Genomic DNA, 24625 nt, shown 5'->3' on the forward strand with positions numbered 1-24625 from the left:
GGCGACGTTACCGTCCCGGCGCGCCCAGTGGGTGGCCGAGCAGGGCCGTGGGGGCGCCGGCCACCCGGGTCAGCACCAGGCTCGCCGCCACGCCGGCTCCGGCAGCGGTACGCAGCCGCAGGTCGCGCCGCAACTGGGCCGGGTCGAGCGGGGAACCGCGTTTGAGGATCTCCAGCCGCGTCACACCGCGTTCGCGCAGCACTGCCCGCAGCCGTTTCAGCGAGAACGGCAGCACGTCGGTGATCTCCAGACACCGGCCGTACGGCGTGTCGGTCGGCGTGTCGGCGTAGACGTAGGCGATCGACTCGTCGGCCAGGGTGCCGGCCACGGTGGCGGCGAACGCGGCCACCAGGTGCGCGCGGACCACCGCGCCGTCCGGGTCGTACAGGTAGCGCCGCACCGGGCCGACCGCCACCGCCTCCCCGCCGTCGCCGACCAGGCCCGCCGCCGGCCGCCCGGTACGCAGCAGGGTGGCCCGCCGGGACGGGCCGGCCAGCGGGCCGCACCAGAACGCCGCCTCGACCACGTCCCGGTCGACGCTGACCCACTCGGCCTCGGCCCCGGGCGGGATCAGCGCGTGGTCGATGCCCGGTGCGACCTTGAGCACGGTCCGGGGCACCCGGGCGACCAGGTCGCGGACGAAGTCCCAGGACGGGGAGTAGCTGTCCGGGTCGAAGGTGCGTCGGCCGGTGCCCGAGCGGCGGGCCGGGTCGCAGAAGACCGCGTCGACGCCGGTGAGGTCGACGTCGGTGGCGTCGGCGCAGACCACCGTGACGAGGTCGGCCAGCCCGGTGGCCTCGGCGTTGGCGGCCGCGATCGCGGCGGTGGCCGGATCGGCCTCCACGGCGTACACCCGGATTCCGGCCCGGGCGGCGGCGAGGGTGTCCGCGCCGACCCCGCAGCCCAGGTCGGCGAGGTGGCGTACCCCGGCGGCGCGCAACCGGGCCGCGCGGCGGTCGGCGACCACGGCCCGGGTGGCCTGTTCCAGGCCGGCGCGGGTGAAGAACATCCGGGCGGCGGCCGGGCCGAACTTGCCGGCCGCGCGGGCGCGCAGCGCGGCCTGGGTGAGCGCGGCGGTGGCCAGCGGGGCCGGCACCCCGGCGGTACGCAGCGCGGTCGCCGCGGCCAGCGGGTCGTCGCCGCCCGGCGCGGCCAGCACCTGCGCGGCGGCGGTCAGGGCCGCCGCCCCGGCCGGGGAGCGCAGCGCGGCCAACTCGTCCGGGTGCACCGCGACATTGTCCATGGTCGGCCATCGGGCTAGCACTCCGCACAGGCGACTGCTAATCTGCGGTTAGCACTCTCATGCTGAGGGTGCCAGCCCGCCGGCTCCGGCCGGAGGGCGAAACGCCAGGCGGACCGGCACCCGCGACGACGGACCCGCCCGGTGGACATGAGGCAGATTGACGCTGGCCGCCCACGCGACCGGCACCAACACCTGATACCCCAGGAGGGTATGCCCGTGACTACCGCGACCAAGGTTGCGATCAAGCCGCTCGAGGACCGGATCCTGGTCCAGGCGAACGAGGCTGAGACCACCACGGCGTCGGGCATCGTGATCCCCGACACCGCCAAGGAGAAGCCGCAGGAGGGCACCGTCCTCGCTGTCGGCCCGGGCCGCGTCGACGACAAGGGCAACCGGATCCCGGTTGACGTCAACGTCGGCGACACGGTCATCTACTCGAAGTACGGCGGCACCGAGGTCAAGTACGCCGGCGAGGAGTACCTGGTGCTCTCCGCCCGCGACGTCCTCGCCGTCATCGAGAAGTGACCTACTGCCAGTGCTGAACGCCCCGGAGCCCCACGCGGGTCTCCGGGGCGTCGCCCGTTGGCCGGTGCCCGGCGCCCTGCGCCGCCCGGCCGACGGCTAGTGCCTGTGAAGGGAATGTCATGGCGAAGATCCTGAGTTTCTCGGACGACGCCCGACACCTCTTGGAGCACGGCGTCAACACCCTCGCGGACACGGTCAAGGTCACCCTCGGCCCGCGCGGGCGCAACGTCGTGCTGGACAAGAAGTTCGGCGCCCCGACGATCACCAACGATGGCGTGACCATCGCCAAGGAGATCGAGCTCACCAACCCGTACGAAAATCTCGGTGCGCAGCTGGTCAAGGAGGTGGCGACGAAGACCAACGACGTCGCCGGCGACGGGACCACCACCGCCACCGTGCTCGCCCAGGCGATGGTCCGTGAAGGGCTGCGCAACGTGGCCGCCGGAGCCAACCCGGCCGGCCTCAAGCGCGGCATCGACGCGGCCGTCCAGAAGGTCTCCGACGAACTGCTGGCCAAGGCCGTCGAGGTGGCCAGCAAGGACTCGATCGCCCAGGTCGCGACGATCTCGGCGCAGGACGCCACCATCGGCGACCTGATCGCCGAGGCGATGGAGCGGGTCGGCCGCGACGGTGTGATCACCGTCGAGGAAGGCTCCACCCTCGCCACCGAGCTGGACGTCACCGAGGGCCTGCAGTTCGACAAGGGCTTCGTCTCCCCGCACTTCGTCACCGACGCCGAAGCGCAGGAAGCGGTCCTCGAGGACGCCTACATCCTGATCACCACCCAGAAGATCTCCTCGATCGAGGAGCTGCTGCCGCTGCTGGAGAAGGTCGTCCAGGCCAGCAAGCCGCTGCTGATCGTCGCCGAGGACGTCGAGGGCCAGGCGCTGTCCACCCTGGTGGTCAACGCCATCCGCAAGACCGTCAAGATCTGCGCGGTCAAGGCCCCCGGCTTCGGCGACCGCCGCAAGGCGATGCTGCAGGACATGGCGGTCCTCACCGGCGCCGAGCTGGTCGCTCCGGAGCTGGGCTACAAGCTCGACGCCGTCGGGCTGGAGCAGCTGGGCAGCGCCCGGCGGATCGTGGTCGACAAGGACACCACCACGGTCGTCGACGGCGGTGGCCGCGACTCCGAGGTCGCCGACCGGGTCGCCCAGATCCGCAAGGAGATCGAGGCGTCGGACTCCGACTGGGACCGCGAGAAGCTGTCCGAGCGGCTGGCCAAGCTCTCCGGCGGCATCGCTGTGATCAAGGCCGGTGCCGCGACCGAGGTCGAGATGAAGGAGCGCAAGCACCGCATCGAGGACGCGATCGCCGCGACCAAGGCCGCGGTCGAGGAAGGCATCGTCCCCGGTGGCGGCGCCGCGCTCAGCCAGATCGCCAGCGTGCTCGACGACGACCTCGGCTTCACCGGCGAGGAGAAGGTCGGTGTGTCGATCGTCCGCAAGGCGCTGCACGAGCCGCTGCGGTGGATCGCCCAGAACGCCGGTCACGACGGGTACGTCGTCGTCGGCAAGGTGCGTGACGCCGACTGGGGCCACGGCCTCAACGCGGCGACCGACTCGTACGTCGACCTGGCCGCAGCCGGCATCGTCGACCCGGTCAAGGTGACCCGCAACGCGGTCACCAACGCCGCGTCGATCGCCGGGCTGCTGCTCACCACGGAGACCCTCGTGGTGGAGAAGCCGGAGAAGCCGCAACCGGCCGCCGGCGGCCACGGGCACGACCACGGGCACGGTCACCAGCACGGCCCCGGGTTCTGACCCGTACCTGTTCCACCTGCTTCACCTGAATCCGCGCGATCAGGGCACTCCGGCGGTACGCCGCCCGGCCCTGGTCGCGCGGATTCCGCTTTCGCCAACCGTTCTGGTCGCGACGTATCGTCGGACGATGACGCAACAGGCAGCACCGCCGGTGGCGCGGGCCGCCGCCGGCCGTACGCCGGCCCGCCTGGCCGCTCTCGCCGGGGTGGCCGTCGCCGCCGTCGCCCTCGGGCTCGCCGAGGTGGTCGCGGTCGTCGCCGGTGCCCGCTCGGCACCGCTGGTCGCGGTCGGCGGGGTCGTGGTCGACTCCGCGCCGGAGTCGCTGACCCGGTTCGCCATCGACGTGTTCGGCGTACACGACAAGACTGCGCTGCTGGTCGGCACCGCCGTCCTGCTGGCCGGGTTCGCCGCCGGGATCGGCGTCCTGGCGGCCCGCGCGCCGATCGCCGGGGATCTCGGTATCGCCGCGTTCGGCCTGGTCGGTGTCGCGGCGGCGGTGAGCCGGCCGGACGCCGGTCCGGCGGCCGCGCTGCCGTCGCTGCTCGGTGCCCTGGCTGCGGCGATCCTGCTGCGGGCGCTGCTGACCGGCCCGCTGCGCCCCGCCGTCGCCCCGCCGCAGCCCGGCGTCGGCCCGCTGCGCCCCGCCGTCGATCCGCCGGCCCCGCCGGCCGGGCCAGCCGCTCCAGCCACCCCGACCGCGCCGGTGCTGCCCGGGGCCGGGGTGGGCGACCGGCGGCGGTTCCTGTCCGCCGTCGGCGTCAGCGTCGGGGCCGCCGCACTGGCCGGGGCCGGCGGCCGGTGGCTGGCGCAGCGGCGCAGCGTGACCAGTGTCCGGGCATCCATCACCCTGCCGGCCGCCGCCGACGTCGCCGCGCCCGTGCCGTCCGGTGTGGACCCACAGGTGTCGGGCCTGACCCGGTACGTCACCCCCAACACCGACTTCTACCGGATCGACACCGCGTTGGTGGTGCCCCGGGTCGACCCGCAGCAGTGGCGGCTGCGGATCCACGGCCGGGTCGCCACCGAGATCACCGTCAGCTACCCCGACCTGCTCGCGATGGACCTGGTCGAGCGGTACGTCACCCTGGCCTGCGTGTCGAACGAGGTCGGCGGCGACCTGATCGGCAACGCCCGCTGGCTCGGCGTACCGGTGCGGGAACTGCTGGCCGCCGCCGGCCCGCTGCCCGGCGCCGACCAGGTCGTCGGCCGGTCGGTCGACGGCTGGACCTGCGGTACGCCGACCGAGGCGCTGCTCGACGGGCGGGACGCGCTGCTCGCGGTCGGGATGAACGGCGAACCGCTGCCGGTGGAGCACGGCTTCCCGGTCCGGATGGTGGTGCCCGGCCTGTACGGCTACGTCTCCGCCTGCAAGTGGATCACCGAGTTGGAGGTGACCAGCTTCGCCGACTTCGACGCGTACTGGGTGCCCCGGGGCTGGTCGGCGCAGGGGCCGATCAAGACCCAGTCCCGGATCGACACGCCGCGTCAGCGGGGCGAGTTGACCGCCGGCACGGTGCCGGTGGCCGGGGTGGCCTGGGCCCAGCACCGGGGCATCCGTGCCGTCGAGGTACGGGTCGACGACGGCCCCTGGCAGTCGGCGACGTTGGCCCCGGCCGTCTCCGCCGACACCTGGGTGCAGTGGGTCTGGCAGTGGCCGGCCACCCCCGGCGAGCACGTGCTGCAGGTGCGGGCGACCGACACCACCGGCGAGACCCAGCCGGAGGGCCGCCAGCCGGTCGCCCCGGACGGGGCGACCGGCTGGCACACGATCCGGGTCACCGTGGCATAGCAGGTTCAGGCTGCCGATGCGGTCTGGCGCTGCGTCGGTACGGTCGACTTGTGCGGGCGGCCGAGCCGGGCCTCCAACCGGGCCACGTCCACCCGGTGCCGGTGCCGGTCGGCCAGGTCCTCCCAGCCGACGGCGAGCAGCCGCAGCCGCTCGGCCTCGCTGAACCCGCCCCACACACCGTACGGTTCGCGTACCGACAGGGCGTGGGCCGCGCACTCCGCGCGGACCGGGCAGGTCCGGCAGACCGCCTTCGCGCCGGCCTCCCGCCGGGTGCGTGACGAACCGCGTTCACCGTCCGGGTGGAAGAACTGCGCGCTGTCGCGACCGCGACAGGCACCGAGGATCTGCCACTCCCAGAGGTCGACGATAGGTCCGGGCAGTCGACGTACGTCCGACATCTGCACCCCTCCTTCCGCGCGGCACCGCGGACAGCTCATGGTCGGACCGGGCGGCCGGCCGCGCAAGCGCATCGGTCCTCGACAGTCACTGCGGTACCCGCCAGCCCCACCGCTCAATCACTACCCGCGCAACCTGTGGGGAACCTGGCCGGCGACGGCCGGTCGCCGACGGGGCCAGCCGTCCTGAACTTTCATCTTTTTTCGTGGCAAAGCGTGTGAGCGAACCGGCGTCGCGTGATCTCCTGCTCACGGGAGAGGGGAGACACAGTGCGTAAGGTGCTCGTTTGTGTACGGTCGGTTGCCGCAGCTCAGAACATCACCGGGGCGGCGGCCCGGCTCGGCCTCTCCGCTGTCGTCCGGACCGCCGTCTCCGAACCCGAGGTGATGCTGCGACTGTCCGAACGGCCGGCGGAGATCGTGCTCGCCGACACGGCGCTGGCCCGGCCGGACAGTGCCAGTTTCACCCGCCGGGTGCTGGCCCGCTCGCCGAACAGCGTGATCGTGCTCTTCGGCGGCGAGGAGCCGCAGGTGGCGTCCGCCGCGATCGCGGCCGGCGCCCGCGGCCTGATCCGCGACGCCGACGACCTGGTCAGCGTCGTCGCCAAGACCCTGCTGCTGCTGGCCGCCCCCGGTCGGCAGACGCCGGCGCTGCTGGCCGAACAGTCGGCGACGCTCACCGCCACCGTCGCGCCCGCGCCGGCCGAGACCGCCTCCGTCAGTGCCGTCGCCGCAGCTTCGGCGGCCAACCGGGCCACCGGCACCACCCCCGGTGCCGACACCGGCCCGGCGGCATCCGCACCGACCGACGCCGCCGCGACCGTGGTGCCGAACCAGCGCGACGACGCGACGGCGCCGGCCAGCCCCACCACCGGCAGCCCGACCGCCGGTGGTCCGGCGGTGACCGGCGGCCCGAGCACCGCGACGACACCCCCCGGCGGTACGCCGACCACCGGCTCGGCCGGCACTGCACCGACCATCGGCCCGTCCGGCTCGCCGCTGCGGCGTACCGGGCTGACCGAACGGGAGCTCCAGGTGCTGCGCGGCATGTCCGAAGGCAAGAGCAACGGCGAGATCGGCCGGGAACTGTTCGTCTCGGAGGACACCGTCAAGACCCACGCCCGACGGCTGTTCCGCAAACTCGGTGCCCGCGACCGGGCCCACGCCGTGGCGACCGGATTCCGTACCGGCCTGGTCGCCTGAGCCGACCTGGCAGCCGGGACAGCCGGCGCGGTGCCGTCGCCGCGCCTACCGGATCAGGACGACTGCTCCGGCATCTCGTCGTCGTCGGACTCGTCGTGCAGGGTGTCGTGTACGCCGTCGGCGTAGCCCCGGGCGTACTCCCAGGTGACGTAGTGGTCCGGGTCCGGGTTGAAGGCCGGCTCGTGCACCCGTGGCCGGCCCGAGTTGAGCAGATGCCGCAGGTTGCCGCGCAGCAGGTCCCAGTCGAAGTAGTGCGGCTCCCGGCAGTCCTCGCACTCGATCACCAGACCACGGATCCCGACCGCGCCGAGCAGGGCCTGGTAGACCTCCAGGTCCGCCAGGTCCTCCAACACGTCCTGCCGCTCGGCGGCGGTCAACGAGTCGGACTCCCCGTCCTCGGTGGGATCCTCCAGCCCGGCCGCCGGATCGGCGGGGTCGCCACTGAACGGATCGATCGGCTCCTCGTGCACCCCTCCACCGTAGTCCCATCCGTACCGCCCGGCCGGCCCAGGTGGGCGCGGCGCGGCCGGCACCAGGACCGGTGGGTACGATGAACCATCGCGCCGTCGCGACGGCGCGAGCCGGTCAACCGCAGTCGGGCACCGGGCCGCCTCCGCGCAAGGCCGCGTGTCCCCACCCGCATCTGCCACCAGGCGCACCCGTCCGACCAGCTCAGGGGATCAAGTCGTGGAGAACTCGCCAGCCGAGCAGACCGTCGTCGACCGTACCGCCAACGGCGGGCGCGTGTCCGTCCCCCCGGCGTTCGGTGGTCACGTACCGGAGATGCCCACCGGGTCGGCCCGGGCGGTACCGCTCGGTCTGACCTTCGACGACGTGCTGCTGCAGCCCGCCGAGTCGGACGTGATCCCGAGCCGGGTCAACACCGTGACGTCGATGACCCGCAACGTGCAGCTGTCGATTCCGCTGCTGTCCAGCGCCATGGACACGGTGACCGAGGCCCGGATGGCGATCGCCATGGCCCGCCAGGGCGGCATCGGCGTCCTGCACCGCAACCTCTCCGCCGACGACCAGGCACTCCAGGTCGACCTGGTGAAGCGCTCCGAGGCCGGCATGATCACCAACCCGGTGACCTGCGGCCCGGACGACACCCTGCAGCACGTCGACACGCTCTGCGGCCGGTACCGCATCTCCGGTGTACCGGTCGTCGACGCCGACGGGGCACTGGTCGGCATCGTCACCAACCGGGACATGCGCTTCGAAACCGACTCCAACCGGCCGGTACGCGAGATCATGACCCGGATGCCGCTGGTCACCGCCCCGGTCGGGGTGGCCAAGGCGGACGCCCTGGCGCTGCTGCGTCAGCACAAGGTCGAGAAGCTGCCCCTGATCGACGACGCCGGCCGGCTGCGCGGGCTGATCACCGTCAAGGACTTCACCAAGAGCGAGCAGTACCCCGACGCGACCAAGGACGACGCCGGCCGGCTGCGGGTGGCCGCCGCGATCGGGGTCGGCGACGACGCGTACAAGCGGGCCCGCGCCCTGGTCGACGCCGGTGTCGACGTGCTGATCGTCGACACCGCGCACGGCCACCAGCGGGCCGTGCTGGACATGGTCCGGGCCCTCAAGGCGGACACGGCCGTCGACGTCGTCGGCGGCAACGTGGCCACCTACACCGGTGCGCGGGCGCTGGTCGAGGCGGGTGCCGACGCGGTCAAGGTCGGGGTCGGCCCCGGCGCGATCTGTACCACCCGGGTGGTCGCCGGGGTCGGCGTACCGCAGATCACCGCGATCATGGAGGCGGTCCGCGCCTGCCAGCCGGCCGGGGTGCCGGTGATCGCCGACGGCGGCATCCAGTACTCCGGTGACATCGCCAAGGCGCTCGTCGCCGGGGCGCACACGGTGATGCTCGGCAGCCTGCTCGCCGGCTGTGAGGAGAGCCCCGGCGAGCTGATGTTCATCAACGGCAAACAGTTCAAGTCGTACCGGGGGATGGGTTCGCTGGGGGCGATGCAGTCACGCGGCCAGGCCCGCTCCTACTCCAAGGACCGCTACTTCCAGCAGGACGTCCTCAGCGACGAGAAGCTGGTACCTGAAGGCGTCGAGGGCCAGGTGCCGTACCGTGGGCCGCTGAGCACCGTCGTGCACCAGCTGATCGGCGGGGTCCGGCTGGCGATGGGGTACGTCGGTGCCGAAGGCATCGACGACCTGCACCAGCGCGGCCAGCTGATCCGGATCACCGCGGCCGGTCTGAAGGAGAGCCACCCGCACGACATCCAGATGACCGTCGAAGCACCCAACTACCACACCCGCTGACGTTCCCCGTCGACCTGCCGTCGCCGAACGTGCGGCGGCCGCGCGTCGACCTGTCCATAACGGAGACACCCATGCGTGACGTGGTCGAGATCGGGCTGGGCAAGACCGCGCAGCGCGGCTACCACCTGGACGACATCGCCATCGTGCCGAGCCGGCGCACCCGGGACGTCGACGACGTCTCCACCGCCTGGCAGCTCGACGCGTACCAGTTCAAGATCCCGTGTGTGGCGCACCCGTCGGACGCGACGATGAGCCCGGCCACCGCCGCGAAGCTCAGCGAGCTGGGCGGGCTCGGCGTGCTCAACGTCGAAGGGCTGTGGACCCGCTACGAGGATCCGGCCAAGGTCCTCGCCGAGCTGGCCGGGATGGACGACGACGACCCGGCCACCAAGCGGCTGCAGGAGGCGTACGCCGAACCGATCCGCCCCGAACTGATCGCCGAACGGGTCCGGCAGATGCGCGCCGGTGGCGGCACCGTCGCGGTCCGGGTGTCCCCGCAGCACACCCTGGCGCTGGCCCCGGTGATCCTCGACGCCGGCGTCGACATCCTGGTGATCCAGGGCACCCTGGTCTCGGCCGAGCACGTCTCCACCACCGACGAGCCGCTGAATCTCAAGGAGTTCATCGCCGACCTGGACCTGCCGGTCGTGGTCGGCGGCTGCACCGACTACAAGACGGCGCTGCACCTGATGCGTACCGGCGCGGCCGGCGTGATCGTCGGCATCGGTGCCGACGAGTGGGCGACGACCGACTCGGTGCTCGGCATCCGGGTGCCGATGGCGACGGCGATCGCCGACGCGGCCGCCGCCCGCCGCGACTACCTCGACGAGACCGGCGGCCGATACGTGCACCTGATCGCCGACGGTGACCTGCAGACCTCCGGTGACATCGCCAAGGCCCTCGGCTGCGGCGCCGACGCGGTGATGCTCGGCGAGCCGCTGTCGCTGTGCGCCGAGGCCCCGGCGTCCGGTGCCTGGTGGCATTCGGTGGCCAGCCACCCGAAGCTGCCGCGCGGCGCGTACGGGGTCGCCGGTGAGCCGCTGGGCGACATGGAGCAGCTGCTGTTCGGCCCGGCCGACTCCCCGGACGGCCAGCAGAACCTCTTCGGCGGGCTGCGCCGGGCGATGGCCAAGTGCGGCTACCGCGACCTGAAGGAGTTCCAGCGGGTCGGGCTGGTCCTGGACCGGTGACCGCGCGCCGTACGTCGGTCGTCACCGCGACGCTGGCGGCCGTCCTCGCCGCCAGCGGCTGCGGGGTCCTGCCGGAGCTGGTCGACCGGTCCCCGCAGGCCGACTTCCAGCCCGGTGCGGCCGGGATCGGCGACCCCTACTTCCCGGCGTACGGCAACGGTGGCTACGACGTCGCCGGCTACCAGCTGGCGTTGCGCTACGACCCGGCGGCCCGTCAGCTCGACGGCACCGCCACGATCACCGCGACCGCGACGATGGACCTGTCCCGGTTCAACCTGGACCTGGCCGGCCTGGACGTCGCGTCGGTCGACGTCGACGGCCGGCCCGCGCAGCACACTCGCGACGACGACGAACTGGTCGTCACGCCGGCCGCCGGGTTGCCCGACGGGTCGGCGTTCACCGTCGTCGTCGACTACGGCGGCGAGCCGGAGCCGCTGGTCAGCCGCGACTTCGGCGAGGGCGGCTTCCAGATCACCGACGACGGGGCGATCGCGCTCGGCCAGCCCGAGTCGGCCAGCACCTGGTTCCCGGTCAACGACCACCCGTCGGACAAGGCGACGTTCGACCTCGAGATCACCGTGCCGGACGGGTTGGCGGCGCTGAGCGTCGGCGTACCGGGGGAGACGACCAGCGCGGACGGTTGGACCACCTGGCGCTGGTCGGAGTCGACCCCGCTGGCCAGCTACCTGACCACGCTGGTGATCGGCGACTACCGCGTGCAGACCGGCACCCACGCCGGCCGGCCGATGGTGACCGCCGTCTCCGCCGACCTGCCCGCCGGTGGTCCGGCCGAGCAGGCGATGGCCCGCACCGGGGAGATCGCCGACTACCTGGAGACGGTGTTCGGCCCCTACCCGGTGGACGCGTACGGCGGGATCGTGGTCAGCGACGACCGGATCCGCTACGCCCTGGAGACCCAGTCCCGGCCGGTGTACGGCGACGTGTTCTTCGACCGTGGCCCGGAGACCTGGGTGGTCGCGCACGAGCTCGGCCACCAGTGGTTCGGCAACAGCGTGTCGCTGCGGCAGTGGCGGGACATGTGGCTCAACGAGGGCTTCGCGACGTACGCCGAATGGTTGTGGTCCGAACACGACGGTGCCGCCACCGCCGACGAGATGTTCGACCGGGAGTACGACCGGATCGACTGGACGAAGCCGGCCGGTGATCCCGGCCCGGCGGGGATCTTCGGTCAGGCGGTCTACAAGCGGGGCGGGATGACGGTGCACGCGCTGCGGCGCACGGTCGGCGACGACGCGTTCTTCCGGCTGCTGCGTACCTGGGCCGGCGAGTACCGGGGCGGCAACGCCACCACCGAGCAGTTCGTCACGGTCGCCGAGCGGGTCACCGGACAGCCGCTGCGGGAGTTCTTCGACGCCTGGCTGTACGGCGACACCGCGCCCACCAGGCCCTGACCCGGTATGAAGATGTAATCTGGCGCGCGAGCGGATGACCGCCGACCGCTGGAGCGAGTTGCGCGGCGTCGGCCGTTCTTCCGCCGCATGAGCGGCTCGGTTCGGCTGGTCCTCGACACCTCGGCGATCCTCGCCTACGCCGCCGTCTCGACAGACGTCGGTGAGACCATCGCCGAGGTCGTCGACGAGGGCGGCAGCTTCGCGCTGCCGGTGGTGTGCCTCGCTGAGGCGTCCAGGCGCGTGCCCGAGCACCAGGCATCCGGTGTGTCGTTGCTCGCCGAGCACCCGTACGCGGTAGTGACGTCGACCCCGGCGGCTGACTGGCGCGCGCTGACCGAGTGGAGTCGCATTCTCGGCCGGGTCGACGTCGCCTCGGCGCTGTTCGACGCGATCACCCACACCGCTTACGTGCTGACCGGCGAGCCGGACGCGTACGGCGATTACAAGGATCTTCCGGTGATCCCCTTCGACTGACGTGGCCGGGCTCGGCTGTGCGGCCGAGCCCGACCACGACATCCAGCGACCGGGTCAGTCCGGGCCCGAGGTCAGGTCTTCCTGCTCCTCGGCGTGGTGGTCCTGCATGAGCCGGGCCGGCGGCAGGTGCGACTCCGGGTCCGACGGGCGCGGGCCTTCCGGGCCGTCGGGTCCGACCCGGACGAAGGTCTCGACCCGCGTCACCCGGCAGCGGACCCCCTCGACCTCGAAATCGTCGGTACGGGGTGGCCGGTGCTGCGCGCGGGCCCGGTCGAACGCGGCCCGGAACTCCTCCACCGAGGTGTCGCCGCCCGGGCGGATGTCGGGCATCACGAACGACCCGGCGTCGCGGGCGGCCTGCGGAGTCGCGTACGTGCTGGCCGACCGGGGACGCCAACTGCCGTCGACGTACGCCCCGACGGTGAAGCCCACGGGCAGCAGCACCACGTTCGGGTGGGTGGTCAGCGCCCGGCGGGAGTCGGCGAACACGTCGGCGGCGACGGTCGTCGGATCGTACGACGACGAGATCAGCTCCATCCGGACCAGCCCGGCGGTGAGCCCGGTGCCGGCCGCCGGGTCGATCACGAAGCCCTCCATGTGGGAGGTGTCCCGCTTGGCCTGGCCCAGCGGGTCGAGGTCGGTGGGGCGGGGCGGTTCCGGCCCGTCCGCCCCCATCCGGATGAACGGCTGGGCCCGGATGATCCGGTAGCGGTGGCCGTCGACGGTGGACTCGTCGACGGCCTCCCAGTCGAGCAGCTCGTACATCGCTTCGTACTCCGCGCGGCGGGCGGCGTTCCCGGCGGTCGGCGGCGTCTCGCTGTGCAGCCACCGCAGGTGCGAGGCCAGGCTGTCACGGGCATCCTGCGGACTGTCGCCGTTGAGCCGGACGATTCGCCATCGACCGTCGACCTCCTGGGCGCAGCCGAACACCGGGGCGCCCCACATGATGGTCGGATAGGCGGCCGACCGTTGCCGGGCGTCGTCCTCGGCGACCAGCGACACCGGGTGGTCCGGTTGCTCGACCTTGATCAACAGATGCGGGGGAACCTGGTTAGCGTCGAAGGACATGTGCGCATTGTGATTCCTTGATGGCTGTCAGCGCAGCCCGGTCGCCTCCACCGTTGCTCCACAGCAACCGACGGCGAGGCGGCCCGTCTCAGGCCGGGCGCAGCTCCACCCGCAACAGCCGGCCGTTGCGTCGGCCGGCCGCCGTGTCGAGGTCGTAGTCGATGCTGGTCTCCAGCGTCGAGTGGTGCACCAGCCCGTCACGCAGCAGCGCCAGCATCCCCTCGTGCGAGGGCAGGCTGCTGTCGGCGCGCAACGTGGTTCCGGCGGCGTGTTGCGGTTTACCGCTGACCGTCGCGACCAACTCGCCGTCGATGCGGTCGTCCGGTGGGCCGTACCCGCCGCCCACGTCGTGCACCCGCAGGAAGGTGACCTTCCCGCTGGCTCGCAGTATCGCCATGGCTATTCTCCTCTCATCCGGTGGCTCCGGTCGGTCGCCGCGCGTCGCGCGGCTCAGCTGGGAACGACGGCGACGATCTCCCGTACGGTGGGTCCGACCCGCCGGTAGGCGAGCTGGATCTGACCGCCGGTCACCAGCGCGACGCGCAGCCCGGTGAACATTCCCCAGTTGGCCGGCAGGGTCGCGTCGGCGCGCAGCGGCAGACCGAACGACTCACCCGGTCGGCCGGCCAGCTGCACGATCACCTCGGTGTCGATGCGGTCGTCGGGTGGGCCGTACCCGCCGCCCAGGTCGTGCACCCGCAGCATGCTGATCGCCGATGGAGCGGTGAGCGCGGCGGTCTCGAACTCGATGTCGTCGACCAGCAGACGGCCGGTGGGCCGATCGGAGAGGACCAGCCGGATCCTTTTCAGCGCGGTGACGTCCAGGCCCGGATTGGTCGCGGTGAAGGCGTCGACCGGCAGCCGTACCGTCTGGAACACGCTGTAGGTCTGTGGGCCGGCCAGCGGGTAGCGGACGACCTGGTCGACCACGGACAGCGGGACCGCTGCCCGCTCGGTCCCGTCGTCGAGTTCCACGACGACGTCGAGGTCCGCACCGACCGGGTTGTGTGTCTCGTCGGGCAGGCCGCTGCCGGTTTCGGCGTAGTGCAGGGCCAGCCGCATCGACAGCGTGTCCGACGGCGCGACGCTCACCGCGTCCAGGTTGGTCTCGTAGCTGGTGGTGTCGCTGCGCCAGGCGACGTCCAGCCCGCGCGTGCCGTGCACACTCAGCGGCAGGTCCGTGCGGTGGTCGACGTCGACCCACCGGTCGATGCCCTCGCCGGTGGTGCGGGCAGCCAGACCACGTCGGTTGACGGTCTTGTCGGCCGGTTCCTCGGGCGGCAGTTCGAGCTGGACGTCGGCGTCGCCGAAGTCGTCGATCACGGTCACCGACGGCGACTGGTGCTGGCGGCGCACCACCGTGGCACCGACCACCCGGGGCAGCACCGGGCCGGCGAGGTAGCCGCGGTAGTCCTCCCGCCCGGTCAGCAAGTCGAGCAGGAACGCCGTGACCAGCGCCTGCCCGATGCGTCGCTGCCGGTCGGCGGGCAGCGCCGGCAGCGCCGGATCCGGCTCCGGCTCCAGGCTGTTCGGGCTGGCCAGCCAGATCGGGTTCCAGCCCTCGTGCCGGGCACCGTCGATGAAGGCGAGGCTGCGGGGCCGCCAGGCCCGGTCGTGGAGCCGGAACCCGCCGAAGCGGGGCGCCGGTCCGGTGACGTACCTCGGATCCTGCAGGAGGTAGTCCAGGCTGCCGTGCAGTTGCAGGTACGCGGTGTGGGTGGCGGCGACGTCCGGCCGGTAGTTGGTCGGGGCGATGCTGACCAGTCCGAGGACGCCGTACCGGGGCTGGCGGGTGCGGTTGATCGCCTGGGCGAGCACGACACCCTCGCCGCCCATGGAGTGGCCGACCAGCCCGACCCGGCCCCGGTCGACGTACCCGGCCAGGTCGTCGTCGGTGGTCAGCCGGTCGAGCATCGCCATGATCACTTCGCCGCGGGACCACTGCTGGGTCGCCATCGCCGTCTCGCGGTTGACCGTGGACAGGTCGATCGAGCAGACCACCATGCCCCAACGGGCCAGGTGCCCGGCCAGCCAGGCGTACCCCTTGAGGCTTTCGGCGTCCTCCAACGGATCTGCCCAGTAGCCGTGCGCGACGACCACCAGGGGCCGGCGGCCCAGCCCGCCCGGCACCTGACCGGCACTGTCGGCAGGCAGCCACACCCGGCCGCGCAGCGGTGCCGCGAACCCGCCGTCGGCGCCCTGCGGAGTGTCGTGCGTCGGTACCGTGAAGCTGCCGTAGTCGACGTCGCGGACCGCCGCACCCGCGAACTCGCCGGCCTCCCCGGGATCCCGCACCGGGGTGACGGCGGTGCTGGTGGCGCTCTGCGCGTCGAGGCGCGCGACTGCCTGGACCGGGTCGCCGGTGATTGCGGTGACACCGACCGGGGTCACCGGGCCGGTGGCCTGTCGGCGTCCCCGTTCGACACTGCCCTGCCGGATCGCGACGGTCGCGCCGGGAGTGGTCCCGCTGACCCAGACGACGCCGTCGCCGGTAGCGACCGGAGCGAGGACGCGTGGTGGGTGGACACTCATGACACCCGCCCGACCGTCGCTCGCACCGTGCCCGCCGGCCCGAGGTCGATGGTCACCTCGTCGCCGGGTTCGCCGCGATCGACCACGGCACGCAGGACGGTGCCACCGTGGCTCTCGATCCGCCGCGCCGGTCGGCCACCGATGTGGATCAGCGGCGGGACGGCGCCGGTGCGCAGGTCGGTCCCTTCGATCCGTACGTCGAACTGCCCGTCCGGCCGGGCCACCAGCCCGCAGCGGTGAACTGCCGGTCGTGACCGGGTCTGTCGGCTGGCAGCCTGGCTCGCCAGCCACTGTTCGCGGGACATGGACATGCTGCCTCCTCGTCGTGAGGCTGCCGAATCTCGTTACTGAGCGTACTCATGCTGGTGGTGTAGCGCGATCGAATGATCGGGTCGACGGTCTGACCTGATCCGGCAGCGTGAGGCGGTGGAGGTCGGCCCGGCACGTCCGGCACGATCGGTGTGTGCGTGTTCCGTACCGTCGGATCCGGGCCGCCTTCGACGAGCAGACCGTGACGGTCTACCAGGCGTACGCGCCGGAGATCGCCGCCCCGGCGGTGGCTGCGTCCAAGCTCGGTCAGGAGCGGGTGCTGGCGGTCAGGATCCTCCGCAGTGGATCGTCGGCATCAGCGACGTGACCGACCATGCGCACGCGATCCGGGATCGGCTCGCCGCCGATGACCGGAGCGGCCCACCCGGCCTGCTGCCCGCCGAGCGGCCGTACCCGGCGCCCGCCGCGATCGGGGCGGGCGCCGGCTTGTCAGGGCACGTGCGGCTGGAATGATCGTGCCATGTGCTGGGGGTCGCGGTGACGGCCGCGTCGGATCGCGCGGCGGACCCGGTACGCGGTTCGCTGGCGGTCTATCCCGGTACGTTCGATCCGTTCACCTCGGGGCACCGTGACCTGGTGGCCCGTGCCCGGGTGATGTTCGACCGGATCGTCGTGCTGCTGGCGGTGAACGCCGGCAAGCACCCGACCTCTGAGGCCACCGCCAGGGCCGTCCGGGCGCGCGACGCTCTGCCGGCAGCCTGGGGCAACGTCGAGGTGGACACCTGGACCGGCCTGACCACTGACTATTGCCTGCGCCGCGGTGCCACGGTCATCGTTCGCGGCCTGCGTACGGTGGCCGACCTCGGCTACGAGTACCAGCTCGCTTCGATGAACGAGCGCCTCGGCGTGCAGACCGTCTGGTTGCCGTCCCGTCCGCAGCTGGCCGCGACGTCGTCGACGGCTGCACGGGCGTACCGCTCGGCGCAGTCGGCCCGTTCGTCGTACGACGCCGCCGAGAGTGACCTTCGCGCCGGGTAGCACATGTGCGACGGTGGGAACATGCGTGAGGTGGGGCTGCGGGAGATGCGGCAGAACGCCAGCGACCTGGTACGCCGGGCGCGGGGGGGGGCGAACGCGTGACGATTACCGTGGCGGGCCGACCGGCGGCCGTACTCGGCCCGGTCACTCCTCGAACCTGGCGCGAGTGGGACGACCTCGCCGGTCTGTTCGACCAACCCACCGACCCCGGATGGGCAGACGATCGAGATCTCCTCGACGACGCCGTCACCGATGCGTGGGCTGATCGGTGAGCCGAGGCATTCTCGACACCAGCGTCCAGGGCGTCCATCCGATTCCGTGCGTCGGGTGACCATCGCGCTCACCCGCGCGGCGCCAGGCGGCCCCGGACCACCATCGCTACGTCGGCCCCGGTCGGTCCGGGCTGTCGGTGATCCGAGAGCGGACAGGCTAGTTTGCTGGGATGAGTCTCCTCGATGAGGTCGCGGTCCGGGACGGTTGGCGATGCTGGGTGTGTGATGAGCCGGTCGACGCCGACAAGTCGGTGAACGACCCGCGTGGTCCCAGCGTCGACAGCCGTACCGCCGACAAGAAGGCCAAGGTCGTCGAGCGACTCGCGCACCGGGCCTGCAACACCCGCAAAGGCGCGGTCAAGGTGGTCATCGCCTGGCCGGACCGGCTGCGCGTGGTGGAGCCCGCACCCCTGATCGCCGTCGCCGAGCGGCTCGAACGCAAAGGTGGCCGGGAGCTGGTCGCCCGCTGCCCGAGCAGGAAGGACGCCCAGGAGGCGGCGGACTGGCTGGTCGACCGGTTCTCCCGGCTGGTGCCCGGACTGCCGGTGACCGCGAGCGTCGACGCGGGCGGTGGACAGTACCTCATCGCCCTGGCCGCCGGCCGCCGCCGCTGACCGCCTGCGGCTAGCCCCTACGGGAGCAGATCCCACAGCACCCCGAACCCGATCCTGGCGAAGGTGCCGGTCACGGCAACCAGAGCGAACGGGCCAACGATGTCGCGGTTCATGGTGCCCACCGGGGCCGGCGTCGGCTGCCGCCGACGCCGATCTGCCACCGGGTCCAGGACGTTTGTGGGCGGTGGCGGTGGCGGCGACACCGGCCGTGGCACTGGTCGGATGTATCAAGCGGTTGACACAAGTTCCCGGCGTAGCCCACCATTCTTGTACCGTACGCTTGGTACAATCGAGGGAGTGCTCATGGGCGCAGTGACCGGCCTGGTGCTGTTGTTCGGCCTGGTGGCGTGCGCTTTGGCGGTAGTCGCGGCGGCCCTCGTGATGGGGCGGGCTCGCCGGCCGGCTGAAGCGGTCGCCGAGATCCCGAGGGCGGTCGCCCGACGTACCGCCATGCTGCGCTGGATCGGCGTGACCATCGGCGTGCTCGTCGGCATCATCGCCGCCGGATCGGGTGACCTCGGCGTCGGGCTGCTACTGGCGGCACCGCTGTTCGGGCTGTGCGCGCTCATCGGCGTACTCGCCGGGGAGCTGACGGTCCGACCACCGCACGGCCCGACGCGGACCGCCGCCCTCGAAGTCCGCCGCATCCGTGACTACCTGCCACGCCATCTCAGCCGAGTGGTCGCCGTGGCCGGCAGTGTGCTCCTGATCCTGGTCGCCGGCACGACGGCGGCCGGCGGCCCCGACGACATGGGACGTTCCGGACGCTGGCTGACCCGGCAGTGCACCCTCGAGATGAGCGAAAGCCGTGGCCCGTGGCCGGGCTCGTACTACACCGGCGGGCTGATGCTCGTCGTGCTGATCGGCCTGCTGATGGCGTACCTCGCCGTACGTACCATCGTCCGACGACCGCGATACGGCGGCGCCGACGAGGTGGCGGTCGACGACGCGCAACGCAGGCGCGCGGCCTACGTCGTCACCGGGGCGGTCGGCGTCCTCGTCGCCATCCCGCTCGCCGGCGTCAGCCTGACGGCGGCCAACGGCCTGCTCGGCATATCCTGTGCACCAATGTGGTGGACGATCACCGGCTGGTTCCTGCTTGCTCTGGCTTCTACGGCGCTCGCCATGGTGGGTTGGTCCGCCGCCGCGATCTTCCTTCCGACGGACCGAGCCGAACCGTTGGTGCGGACGCGATGACCGACCGTCCGGCGTTGACGGTGGTCACCGACGACCCCACTCCGCCCTACGAACAGCTGCGTCGCCAACTCGTCGAGCTGATCCGGTACGGCGTACTCGCCCCCGGTGATCGCCTTCCGCCCGTCCGGCAGCTCGCCGCCGACCTGGGGCTGGCCGCCGGCACGGTCGCCCGGACCTACCGGGAGCTCGAATCGGCCGGGGTGGTCGTCTCCCGGCGGGGCGGCGGCACCCGCGTCGCGGCCGCACCGCCCGCCGGGTCCGACCCGACCGAGGCGTTGCACGATCGCGCCGCCACGTACGTCCGTGAGGCACGTCTGCTCGGCGCGGACGATGATCAGATCGTGTCGGCGGTCGCCCGGGCGCTGGACGGCCGTTAGCGGATGCGCCGGATGGGGAAGACTGGCGGGCATGGCTGACCTGGACGATGCAAAAGCTGCGCTGCACCTCTATCTCCGGGGCATTCGCGAAGCTCTGATCTGGAAGCTCGACGGGCTGAGTGAACGCGAAGTCAGGCTGCCCCGCACTGCGACCGGCGCCAACTTGTTGGGCATCCTCAAGCACTGTCTCAATGTCGAAGCCGGCTACTTCGGGTCGACCTTCGGGCGCGAGTTTCCGACGCCCGACGAGTTGGTCCCCCTGGCGGCGTTCGACGAGGACCCGCAGGCCGACTGGTACGCGCGGGAGGACGAGACGAAGGCCGGGCTGATCGACCTCTATCATCGGGTCGGGGCGTTCGCGGATCAGACTATCGAGCAGCTGCCGCTCGATGCGCCGGGCCGGGTGGCGTGGTGGCGGCCAGCCGCCCAGACCGTGACGCTGCAACGGATCATCATCCACGTGACCTGCGACCTGGCCCGGCACGCCGGTCACGCGGACATCCTGCGTGAGCAGCACGACCGGGCGATCGGCCTGCGCCGGGACAACACCAACGTCCCCGACGACTACGACTGGCCGGCGTACGTCGCCAAGCTGACCAAGCTGGCTGACCGCTTCGGACAGCCCGCTCGCTGACACCGCGCCGTCGATGTCGCTGGTCCGCGTTACGGTCTGCGCCATGGACGACAATGTGGCAGCGCGACATGCCGCCAACGCCTACGTGGATCTCCTGGAGCGCCGTGACTGGCCGGGGTTCGCGGCCCTGTTCGCCGACGACGTGGTCTATGAAATGCCACAGACCCGGGAACGGATTCGCGGCAAGGATGCATTCTTGCGGTTCAACGTCGAGTATCCCGGTGACTGGCATCTGCGGGCACGACGAGTGATCGCCGAGGGTCGGTTCGCCGCGCTGTGGCTCGACGTACGGGTCGGCTCTGACCAGCAGGACGCGTGCGTCTGGCTGGAGACGTCCGAGCACGGACTGATCACCAAGATCGTCGACTACTGGCCCGAGCCGTACGATCCGCCGCAGGGCCGCGAACACCTTGTCGAGCGGTGGTGACAGCGCCCTACGGCGTGGGCGGTTTCGCTTTCTGCGGGTAGATCGTCTCGTGTCGGGCCAGCATGGCGACGAACTCGCCGATTTTCCGGACCCGGGTTTCCGCCCGCTTGACGCTGTTCAGCCGGTGGATGAGGGCGAAGCGATTGGTGCTGGTGAGGACGTCGAACATGGCTTGGGCGTCGGGCTCGGCGGCGATCGCGGCGAGCAGATCGGCCGGCGCCTGGGCTTCCGAGGGCGGCGCGTAGGCAGCGGCCCACCGTCCGTCTGCCTTCGCCGCCTCCACGGCGGCGCGGCCGGACGGCATCATCAGCCCCTGCGCCTCCAGCCGGGCCACGTGGGCCACGTTGCGCTGTGACCAGGAACTGCGTGCGCGTCGCGGGGTGTACCGGATCCAGGAGGTCTGCTCGTCGCGCTTGCGGGCCTGCCCGTCGATCCAGCCGAAGCACAGCGCCTCGTCGACCGCCTGCTGCCAGGTCAACGTGGTGACGGTGCCGCCCTTGCGGGTCAGAGCGAGCCAGACCCCGGGCGACGTGGCGTGGTTGACCGACAACCAGGCGCGCAACGCCTCGGCGTCCGCGACGATCAACTCCTCCAGCTCCGCGCTGCCCATGGCGGCAGGCTATCCGGTGCGCCCGGCTGGTGACATGTTGGTTACCCACCGGTAATGATGGCGAGGTGCGGTACGACGTCGTTGTGATCGGGTCTGGGTTCGGCGGCAGCGTCGCCGCGCTGCGGCTCGCCGAGAAGGGCTACTCGGTCCTGGTGCTGGAAGCCGGCCGTCGCTTCGCCGACCACGAGTTGCCGCGTACCTCCTGGCGGGTCCGCCGGTTCCTGTGGGCACCGGCGTTCGGCTGCTACGGCATCCAGCGGATCACCCTGCTGCGCTCGGCGGGCCGACAGCGCGCAGGCCGCGCACGCACGGGGGAGAACGGCGGACGGGCCGGCGTACTGGTGCTGTCCGGGGCCGGCGTCGGCGGCGGGTCGCTGGTCTACGCCAACACGCTGTACGAGCCGCCGGCCGACTTCTACGCCGACCCGCAGTGGTCCGGCATCACCGACTGGCGGGCCGAACTCGCCCCGCACTACGCCCGCGCCAGACAGATGCTCGGCGTCGTCGACTACCCGCGGACCACCGCCGCCGACGAGGCGATGCGGGCGGTCGCCGACCGGATGGGCGTCGGCGACACGTTCCGGTCCACCCCCGTGGCCGTCTACCTGGGCCGCCCCGGTGAGAAGGTCGCCGACCCGTACTTCGGCGGGGCCGGGCCGGAGCGGACCGGCTGTACGCACTGCGGGTCCTGCATGACCGGCTGCCGGGTCGGTGCGAAGAACTCGCTGCCGAAGAACTACCTGTGGTTCGCCGAACGGGCCGGAGCGCGGATCCGGCCGCTGACCACGGTCGTCGGGCTGCGGCCGGGTCCGGGCGGTGCCGGCTACCTGGTCGACGTACGGCGTACGGGCGCCTGGGTCGGCGGCCGGGAGACGATCACCGCCGACCAGGTGGTGCTGGCCGCCGGGGCGCTCGGCACCCAACGGCTGCTGCACGCCGCCCGCGCCACCGGCGCGCTACCGGCGATCTCCGCCCGGATCGGGGCGCTGACCCGGACCAACTCGGAGGCGATCCTCGGCGCGTCGGTGCCCCGCCGGGCGGCCCGCCGCCGCAACCTCGACTTCACCGACGGGGCGGCGATCACCAGCTCGTTCCACCCTGAGCCGGGCACCCACGTCGAGCCGGTGCGCTACGGCCACGGATCCAATCTGATGGGTCTGCTGCAGTCGGCGCTGGTGGCCGGCGGGTCGCACCGGGTCCGCCGTTGGCTGGCCGCGCTGGCCGGCCGGCCCGGCGACACGGTGCGGCTGCTGTCGGTACGGGACTGGTCACGGCGCACCATCGTGGCGCTGGTGATGCAGTCGGTCGACAACTCGCTGACCACGTACCACCGGCGTGGGCGGCTGGTCGCCGGGCACGGGCACGGTGTGCCGAACCCGAGCTGGATCCCGGCCGGTCACCGGGCGGTCCGGCTGCTCGCCGACGAGATCGTCGGCATCCCGGGCGGGGCGGTGACCGAGCCGTTCGACGTGCCGATGACCGCGCACATCCTGGGCGGGGCGGCGATCGGGGCCACCAGCGCGGACGGCGTCGTCGACCCGTACCACCGGGTCTTTGGTTGTCCGGGCCTGCACGTGGTCGACGGCGCGGCGGTCCCGGCGAACCTGGGGGTGAATCCGTCGCTGACCATCGTCGCGCTCGCCGAGCGGGCGATGGCCCACTGGCCGGTCAAGGGTGAGCCGGACCACCGCCCGCCGGCCAGTTGACATCCTGACCTGAACCATCGTCGGGACGGCCCGGCGGCGGTCGGTAGGCTCCGGGGCATGAGCACGCCGCGCCCGGTCCTGGTGGTCGACTTCGGAGCCCAGTACGCCCAGCTGATCGCCCGCCGGGTGCGGGAGGCCAAGGTCTACTCGGAGATCGTCCCGCACGACATGCCGGTGGCCGAGATGCTGGCCAAGGAGCCGGCCGCGATCATCCTGTCCGGCGGTCCGGCCAGCGTCTACGCCGACGGTGCCCCGCAGGTCGATCCGAAGCTGTTCGACGGCGGGGTGCCGGTCTTCGGCATCTGCTACGGCTTCCAGGCGATGGCGCTGGCGCTCGGTGGCACGGTCGCGCACACCGGCAACCGCGAGTACGGCGGCACCCCGCTGGCCGCCCGCCCCGACGCCGGGGTGCTGCTGCGGGAGTTGCCGACCGAGATCCCGGTGTGGATGAGTCACGGTGACTGCGTGACCGCCGCGCCGGAGGGTTTCGTGGTGACGGCCGGGTCGGCCGGCGCGCCGGTCGCCGCGTTCGAGGATCTCGCCGGTCGGCGGGCCGGGGTGCAGTTCCACCCGGAGGTGGCGCACACCGCGCACGGCCAGTTGATGCTGACCCGGTTCCTGTACGACATCGCCGGTATCGAGCCGACCTGGACGCCGCAGAACATCATCGACGAGCAGGTGGCCCGGATCCGCGAGCAGGTCGGCGACAAGGAGGTCATCTGCGGGCTCTCCGGCGGGGTCGACTCGGCGGTCGCCGCCGCCCTGGTGCACCGGGCCGTCGGTGACCAGCTGACCTGCGTCTTCGTCGATCACGGGCTGCTGCGGGCCGGTGAGGCCGAGCAGGTCGAGTCGGACTACGTCGCGGCGACCGGGATCAAGCTGAAGGTGGTCGACGCCGCCGACCGGTTCCTTGGCGCGTTGGCCGGGGTGACCGACCCGGAGCAGAAGCGCAAGATCATCGGCCGGGAGTTCATCCGGGTCTTCGAGGCGGCGGCCCGTGAGGTGGCCGCCGCCGGGGACGTGGAGTTCCTGGTGCAGGGCACCCTCTACCCGGACGTGGTGGAGTCCGGTGGCGGCACCGGCACCGCCAACATCAAGTCGCACCACAACGTCGGCGGCCTCCCGGACGACCTGCAGTTCGCCCTGGTCGAGCCGCTGCGCACGCTGTTCAAGGACGAGGTACGGGCGCTCGGCCTGCAGCTCGGGCTGCCGGAGGCGATGGTCTGGCGGCACCCGTTCCCCGGCCCGGGTCTGGCGATCCGGATCATCGGGGCGGTCGACCGGCAGCGCCTGGACCTGCTGCGCGCCGCCGATCTGATTGCCCGCGAGGAGCTGACCGCCGCCGGGCTGGACCGCGACGTCTGGCAGTTCCCGGTGGTGCTGCTCGCCGACGTCCGCAGCGTCGGGGTGCAGGGCGACGGGCGTACCTACGGCCACCCGGTGGTGCTGCGTCCGGTGTCCAGCGAGGACGCGATGACCGCTGACTGGTCCCGGCTGCCGTACGAGGTGATCGGCCGGATCTCCACCCGGATCACCAACGAGGTGGCCGAGGTGAACCGGGTGGTGCTGGACGTGACCAGCAAGCCGCCGGGCACCATCGAGTGGGAGTGAG

The 24625-nt window shown here is 72.1% G+C and carries 25 protein-coding genes; 17 read left to right on the plus strand and 8 right to left on the minus strand.

Annotated features, from left to right (window positions below):
- Positions 1-7 precede the first annotated feature (7 nt).
- Positions 8-1243 carry a class I SAM-dependent methyltransferase gene (locus O7608_RS08235; protein WP_502959185.1) on the minus strand — a complete coding sequence of 412 codons (1236 nt, stop codon included), beginning with the start codon at positions 1241-1243 and terminating at the stop codon, positions 8-10.
- Between the two features lie 216 nt (positions 1244-1459).
- Here O7608_RS08235 and groES point away from each other — a divergent pair, with 216 nt between their 5' ends.
- The 3 genes from groES to O7608_RS08250 all read left to right on the plus strand — a co-directional run bounded on the left by groES (position 1460) and on the right by O7608_RS08250 (position 5320).
- Complete coding sequence (gene groES, locus O7608_RS08240) at positions 1460-1768, plus strand: co-chaperone GroES (protein WP_502959034.1); 309 nt, start codon at positions 1460-1462, stop codon at positions 1766-1768.
- Between the two features lie 119 nt (positions 1769-1887).
- Positions 1888-3531, plus strand: a complete 1644-nt coding sequence (gene groL, locus O7608_RS08245; RefSeq protein ID WP_289209374.1) for a chaperonin GroEL — start codon at positions 1888-1890, stop codon at positions 3529-3531.
- A gap of 127 nt (positions 3532-3658) precedes the next feature.
- A complete protein-coding gene (locus O7608_RS08250) occupies positions 3659-5320 on the plus strand; it encodes a molybdopterin-dependent oxidoreductase (protein ID WP_289209375.1) in 1662 nt (553 codons plus the stop codon).
- 5 nt (positions 5321-5325) lie between these two features.
- Here O7608_RS08250 and O7608_RS08255 read toward each other — a convergent pair whose 3' ends face one another.
- Positions 5326-5718 (minus strand): WhiB family transcriptional regulator, encoded by a 393-nt coding sequence (locus O7608_RS08255; protein WP_289209376.1) that lies wholly within the window; start codon positions 5716-5718, stop codon positions 5326-5328.
- 267 nt (positions 5719-5985) lie between these two features.
- On the opposite strand from O7608_RS08255, the gene O7608_RS08260 reads away from it, so the two are divergent.
- Positions 5986-6918: a response regulator transcription factor gene (locus tag O7608_RS08260; RefSeq protein ID WP_289209377.1), complete on the plus strand. Its 933-nt coding sequence runs from the start codon at positions 5986-5988 to the stop codon at positions 6916-6918.
- A gap of 53 nt (positions 6919-6971) precedes the next feature.
- Here the strand turns inward: O7608_RS08260 and O7608_RS08265 are convergent, their stop codons facing one another.
- Positions 6972-7388, minus strand: a complete 417-nt coding sequence (locus O7608_RS08265; RefSeq protein ID WP_289209378.1) for a DUF5319 domain-containing protein — start codon at positions 7386-7388, stop codon at positions 6972-6974.
- 217 nt (positions 7389-7605) lie between these two features.
- On the opposite strand from O7608_RS08265, the gene guaB reads away from it, so the two are divergent.
- The 4 genes from guaB (at position 7606) to O7608_RS08285 (ending at position 12268) form a co-directional block, all read left to right on the plus strand.
- Positions 7606-9192 (plus strand): IMP dehydrogenase, encoded by a 1587-nt coding sequence (guaB, locus tag O7608_RS08270; protein WP_502959186.1) that lies wholly within the window; start codon positions 7606-7608, stop codon positions 9190-9192.
- 71 nt (positions 9193-9263) lie between these two features.
- The gene (locus O7608_RS08275; protein WP_289209379.1) at positions 9264-10382 is read left to right on the plus strand and encodes a GuaB3 family IMP dehydrogenase-related protein; all 1119 of its coding nucleotides are present in this window, start codon (positions 9264-9266) and stop codon (positions 10380-10382) included.
- Positions 10379-11794, plus strand: coding sequence for a M1 family metallopeptidase (locus O7608_RS08280; protein WP_502959187.1), 1416 nt, complete (start codon positions 10379-10381; stop codon positions 11792-11794). The genes O7608_RS08275 and O7608_RS08280 overlap by 4 nt, the downstream gene beginning before the upstream one ends.
- An 87-nt stretch (positions 11795-11881) precedes the next feature.
- Positions 11882-12268: a hypothetical protein gene (locus O7608_RS08285; protein WP_289209380.1), complete on the plus strand. Its 387-nt coding sequence runs from the start codon at positions 11882-11884 to the stop codon at positions 12266-12268.
- A 54-nt stretch (positions 12269-12322) separates the two neighbouring features.
- Here O7608_RS08285 and O7608_RS08290 read toward each other — a convergent pair whose 3' ends face one another.
- From O7608_RS08290 to O7608_RS08305, 4 genes are all read right to left on the minus strand, one after another.
- Positions 12323-13336, minus strand: coding sequence for a DUF5954 family protein (locus O7608_RS08290; protein WP_289209381.1), 1014 nt, complete (start codon positions 13334-13336; stop codon positions 12323-12325).
- Between the two features lie 88 nt (positions 13337-13424).
- On the minus strand, positions 13425-13733 hold the full coding sequence (locus tag O7608_RS08295) for a hypothetical protein (RefSeq protein WP_289209382.1): 309 nt from the start codon (positions 13731-13733) through the stop codon (positions 13425-13427).
- 53 nt (positions 13734-13786) lie between these two features.
- Complete coding sequence (locus O7608_RS08300; RefSeq protein ID WP_289209383.1) at positions 13787-15868, minus strand: poly(ethylene terephthalate) hydrolase family protein; 2082 nt, start codon at positions 15866-15868, stop codon at positions 13787-13789.
- Complete coding sequence (locus O7608_RS08305) at positions 15865-16179, minus strand: hypothetical protein (protein ID WP_289209384.1); 315 nt, start codon at positions 16177-16179, stop codon at positions 15865-15867. The genes O7608_RS08300 and O7608_RS08305 overlap by 4 nt, the downstream gene beginning before the upstream one ends.
- 152 nt (positions 16180-16331) lie before the next feature.
- On the opposite strand from O7608_RS08305, the gene O7608_RS08310 reads away from it, so the two are divergent.
- The 7 genes from O7608_RS08310 (at position 16332) to O7608_RS08340 (ending at position 20697) form a co-directional block, all read left to right on the plus strand.
- Positions 16332-16505: a DUF4291 family protein gene (locus tag O7608_RS08310; RefSeq protein WP_289209385.1), complete on the plus strand. Its 174-nt coding sequence runs from the start codon at positions 16332-16334 to the stop codon at positions 16503-16505.
- 170 nt (positions 16506-16675) lie between these two features.
- On the plus strand, positions 16676-17176 hold the full coding sequence (gene coaD / locus O7608_RS08315; RefSeq protein WP_289209386.1) for a pantetheine-phosphate adenylyltransferase: 501 nt from the start codon (positions 16676-16678) through the stop codon (positions 17174-17176).
- Positions 17177-17618: 442 nt separating this feature from the next.
- On the plus strand, positions 17619-18062 hold the full coding sequence (locus O7608_RS08320) for a hypothetical protein (RefSeq protein WP_289209387.1): 444 nt from the start codon (positions 17619-17621) through the stop codon (positions 18060-18062).
- Positions 18063-18365: 303 nt separating this feature from the next.
- A complete protein-coding gene (locus O7608_RS08325) occupies positions 18366-19259 on the plus strand; it encodes a hypothetical protein (protein ID WP_289209388.1) in 894 nt (297 codons plus the stop codon).
- Positions 19256-19636, plus strand: coding sequence for a GntR family transcriptional regulator (locus tag O7608_RS08330; protein WP_289209389.1), 381 nt, complete (start codon positions 19256-19258; stop codon positions 19634-19636). Before O7608_RS08325 ends, O7608_RS08330 begins: the two co-directional genes overlap by 4 nt.
- Positions 19637-19667: 31 nt before the next feature.
- Complete coding sequence (locus O7608_RS08335; protein WP_289209390.1) at positions 19668-20270, plus strand: DinB family protein; 603 nt, start codon at positions 19668-19670, stop codon at positions 20268-20270.
- Between the two features lie 13 nt (positions 20271-20283).
- Entirely contained in the window at positions 20284-20697 is a 414-nt protein-coding gene (locus O7608_RS08340) for a nuclear transport factor 2 family protein (RefSeq protein ID WP_353850511.1), read from the plus strand.
- A gap of 7 nt (positions 20698-20704) precedes the next feature.
- Here O7608_RS08340 and O7608_RS08345 read toward each other — a convergent pair whose 3' ends face one another.
- On the minus strand, positions 20705-21307 hold the full coding sequence (locus O7608_RS08345; RefSeq protein ID WP_289209392.1) for a YdeI/OmpD-associated family protein: 603 nt from the start codon (positions 21305-21307) through the stop codon (positions 20705-20707).
- Positions 21308-21372: 65 nt separating this feature from the next.
- Here O7608_RS08345 and O7608_RS08350 point away from each other — a divergent pair, with 65 nt between their 5' ends.
- A complete protein-coding gene (locus tag O7608_RS08350; RefSeq protein ID WP_353850512.1) occupies positions 21373-23013 on the plus strand; it encodes an FAD-dependent oxidoreductase in 1641 nt (546 codons plus the stop codon).
- Between the two features lie 57 nt (positions 23014-23070).
- Positions 23071-24624 carry a glutamine-hydrolyzing GMP synthase gene (gene guaA / locus O7608_RS08355; protein WP_289209393.1) on the plus strand — a complete coding sequence of 518 codons (1554 nt, stop codon included), beginning with the start codon at positions 23071-23073 and terminating at the stop codon, positions 24622-24624.
- Position 24625 lies beyond the last annotated feature (1 nt).

This window comes from Solwaraspora sp. WMMA2056, from assembly GCF_030345095.1.
Lineage (GTDB): Bacteria > Actinomycetota > Actinomycetes > Mycobacteriales > Micromonosporaceae > Micromonospora_E.

Coding starts and splice junctions, on each gene's coding strand:
- O7608_RS08325 (WP_289209388.1), top strand. CDS start 18,366: ATGGGCGCAGTGACCGGCCTGGTGCTGTTGTTCGGCCTGGTGGCGTGC.
- O7608_RS08285 (WP_289209380.1), top strand. CDS start 11,882: ATGAGCGGCTCGGTTCGGCTGGTCCTCGACACCTCGGCGATCCTCGCC.
- O7608_RS08330 (WP_289209389.1), top strand. CDS start 19,256: ATGACCGACCGTCCGGCGTTGACGGTGGTCACCGACGACCCCACTCCG.
- O7608_RS08290 (WP_289209381.1), bottom strand. CDS start 13,336: ATGTCCTTCGACGCTAACCAGGTTCCCCCGCATCTGTTGATCAAGGTC.
- O7608_RS08345 (WP_289209392.1), bottom strand. CDS start 21,307: ATGGGCAGCGCGGAGCTGGAGGAGTTGATCGTCGCGGACGCCGAGGCG.
- groL (WP_289209374.1), top strand. CDS start 1,888: ATGGCGAAGATCCTGAGTTTCTCGGACGACGCCCGACACCTCTTGGAG.
- O7608_RS08335 (WP_289209390.1), top strand. CDS start 19,668: ATGGCTGACCTGGACGATGCAAAAGCTGCGCTGCACCTCTATCTCCGG.
- O7608_RS08305 (WP_289209384.1), bottom strand. CDS start 16,179: ATGTCCATGTCCCGCGAACAGTGGCTGGCGAGCCAGGCTGCCAGCCGA.
- O7608_RS08255 (WP_289209376.1), bottom strand. CDS start 5,718: ATGTCGGACGTACGTCGACTGCCCGGACCTATCGTCGACCTCTGGGAG.
- O7608_RS08340 (WP_353850511.1), top strand. CDS start 20,284: ATGTCGCTGGTCCGCGTTACGGTCTGCGCCATGGACGACAATGTGGCA.
- guaA (WP_289209393.1), top strand. CDS start 23,071: ATGAGCACGCCGCGCCCGGTCCTGGTGGTCGACTTCGGAGCCCAGTAC.
- O7608_RS08300 (WP_289209383.1), bottom strand. CDS start 15,868: ATGAGTGTCCACCCACCACGCGTCCTCGCTCCGGTCGCTACCGGCGAC.
- O7608_RS08250 (WP_289209375.1), top strand. CDS start 3,659: ATGACGCAACAGGCAGCACCGCCGGTGGCGCGGGCCGCCGCCGGCCGT.
- O7608_RS08295 (WP_289209382.1), bottom strand. CDS start 13,733: ATGGCGATACTGCGAGCCAGCGGGAAGGTCACCTTCCTGCGGGTGCAC.
- O7608_RS08235 (WP_502959185.1), bottom strand. CDS start 1,243: ATGGACAATGTCGCGGTGCACCCGGACGAGTTGGCCGCGCTGCGCTCC.
- O7608_RS08275 (WP_289209379.1), top strand. CDS start 9,264: ATGCGTGACGTGGTCGAGATCGGGCTGGGCAAGACCGCGCAGCGCGGC.
- O7608_RS08320 (WP_289209387.1), top strand. CDS start 17,619: ATGAGTCTCCTCGATGAGGTCGCGGTCCGGGACGGTTGGCGATGCTGG.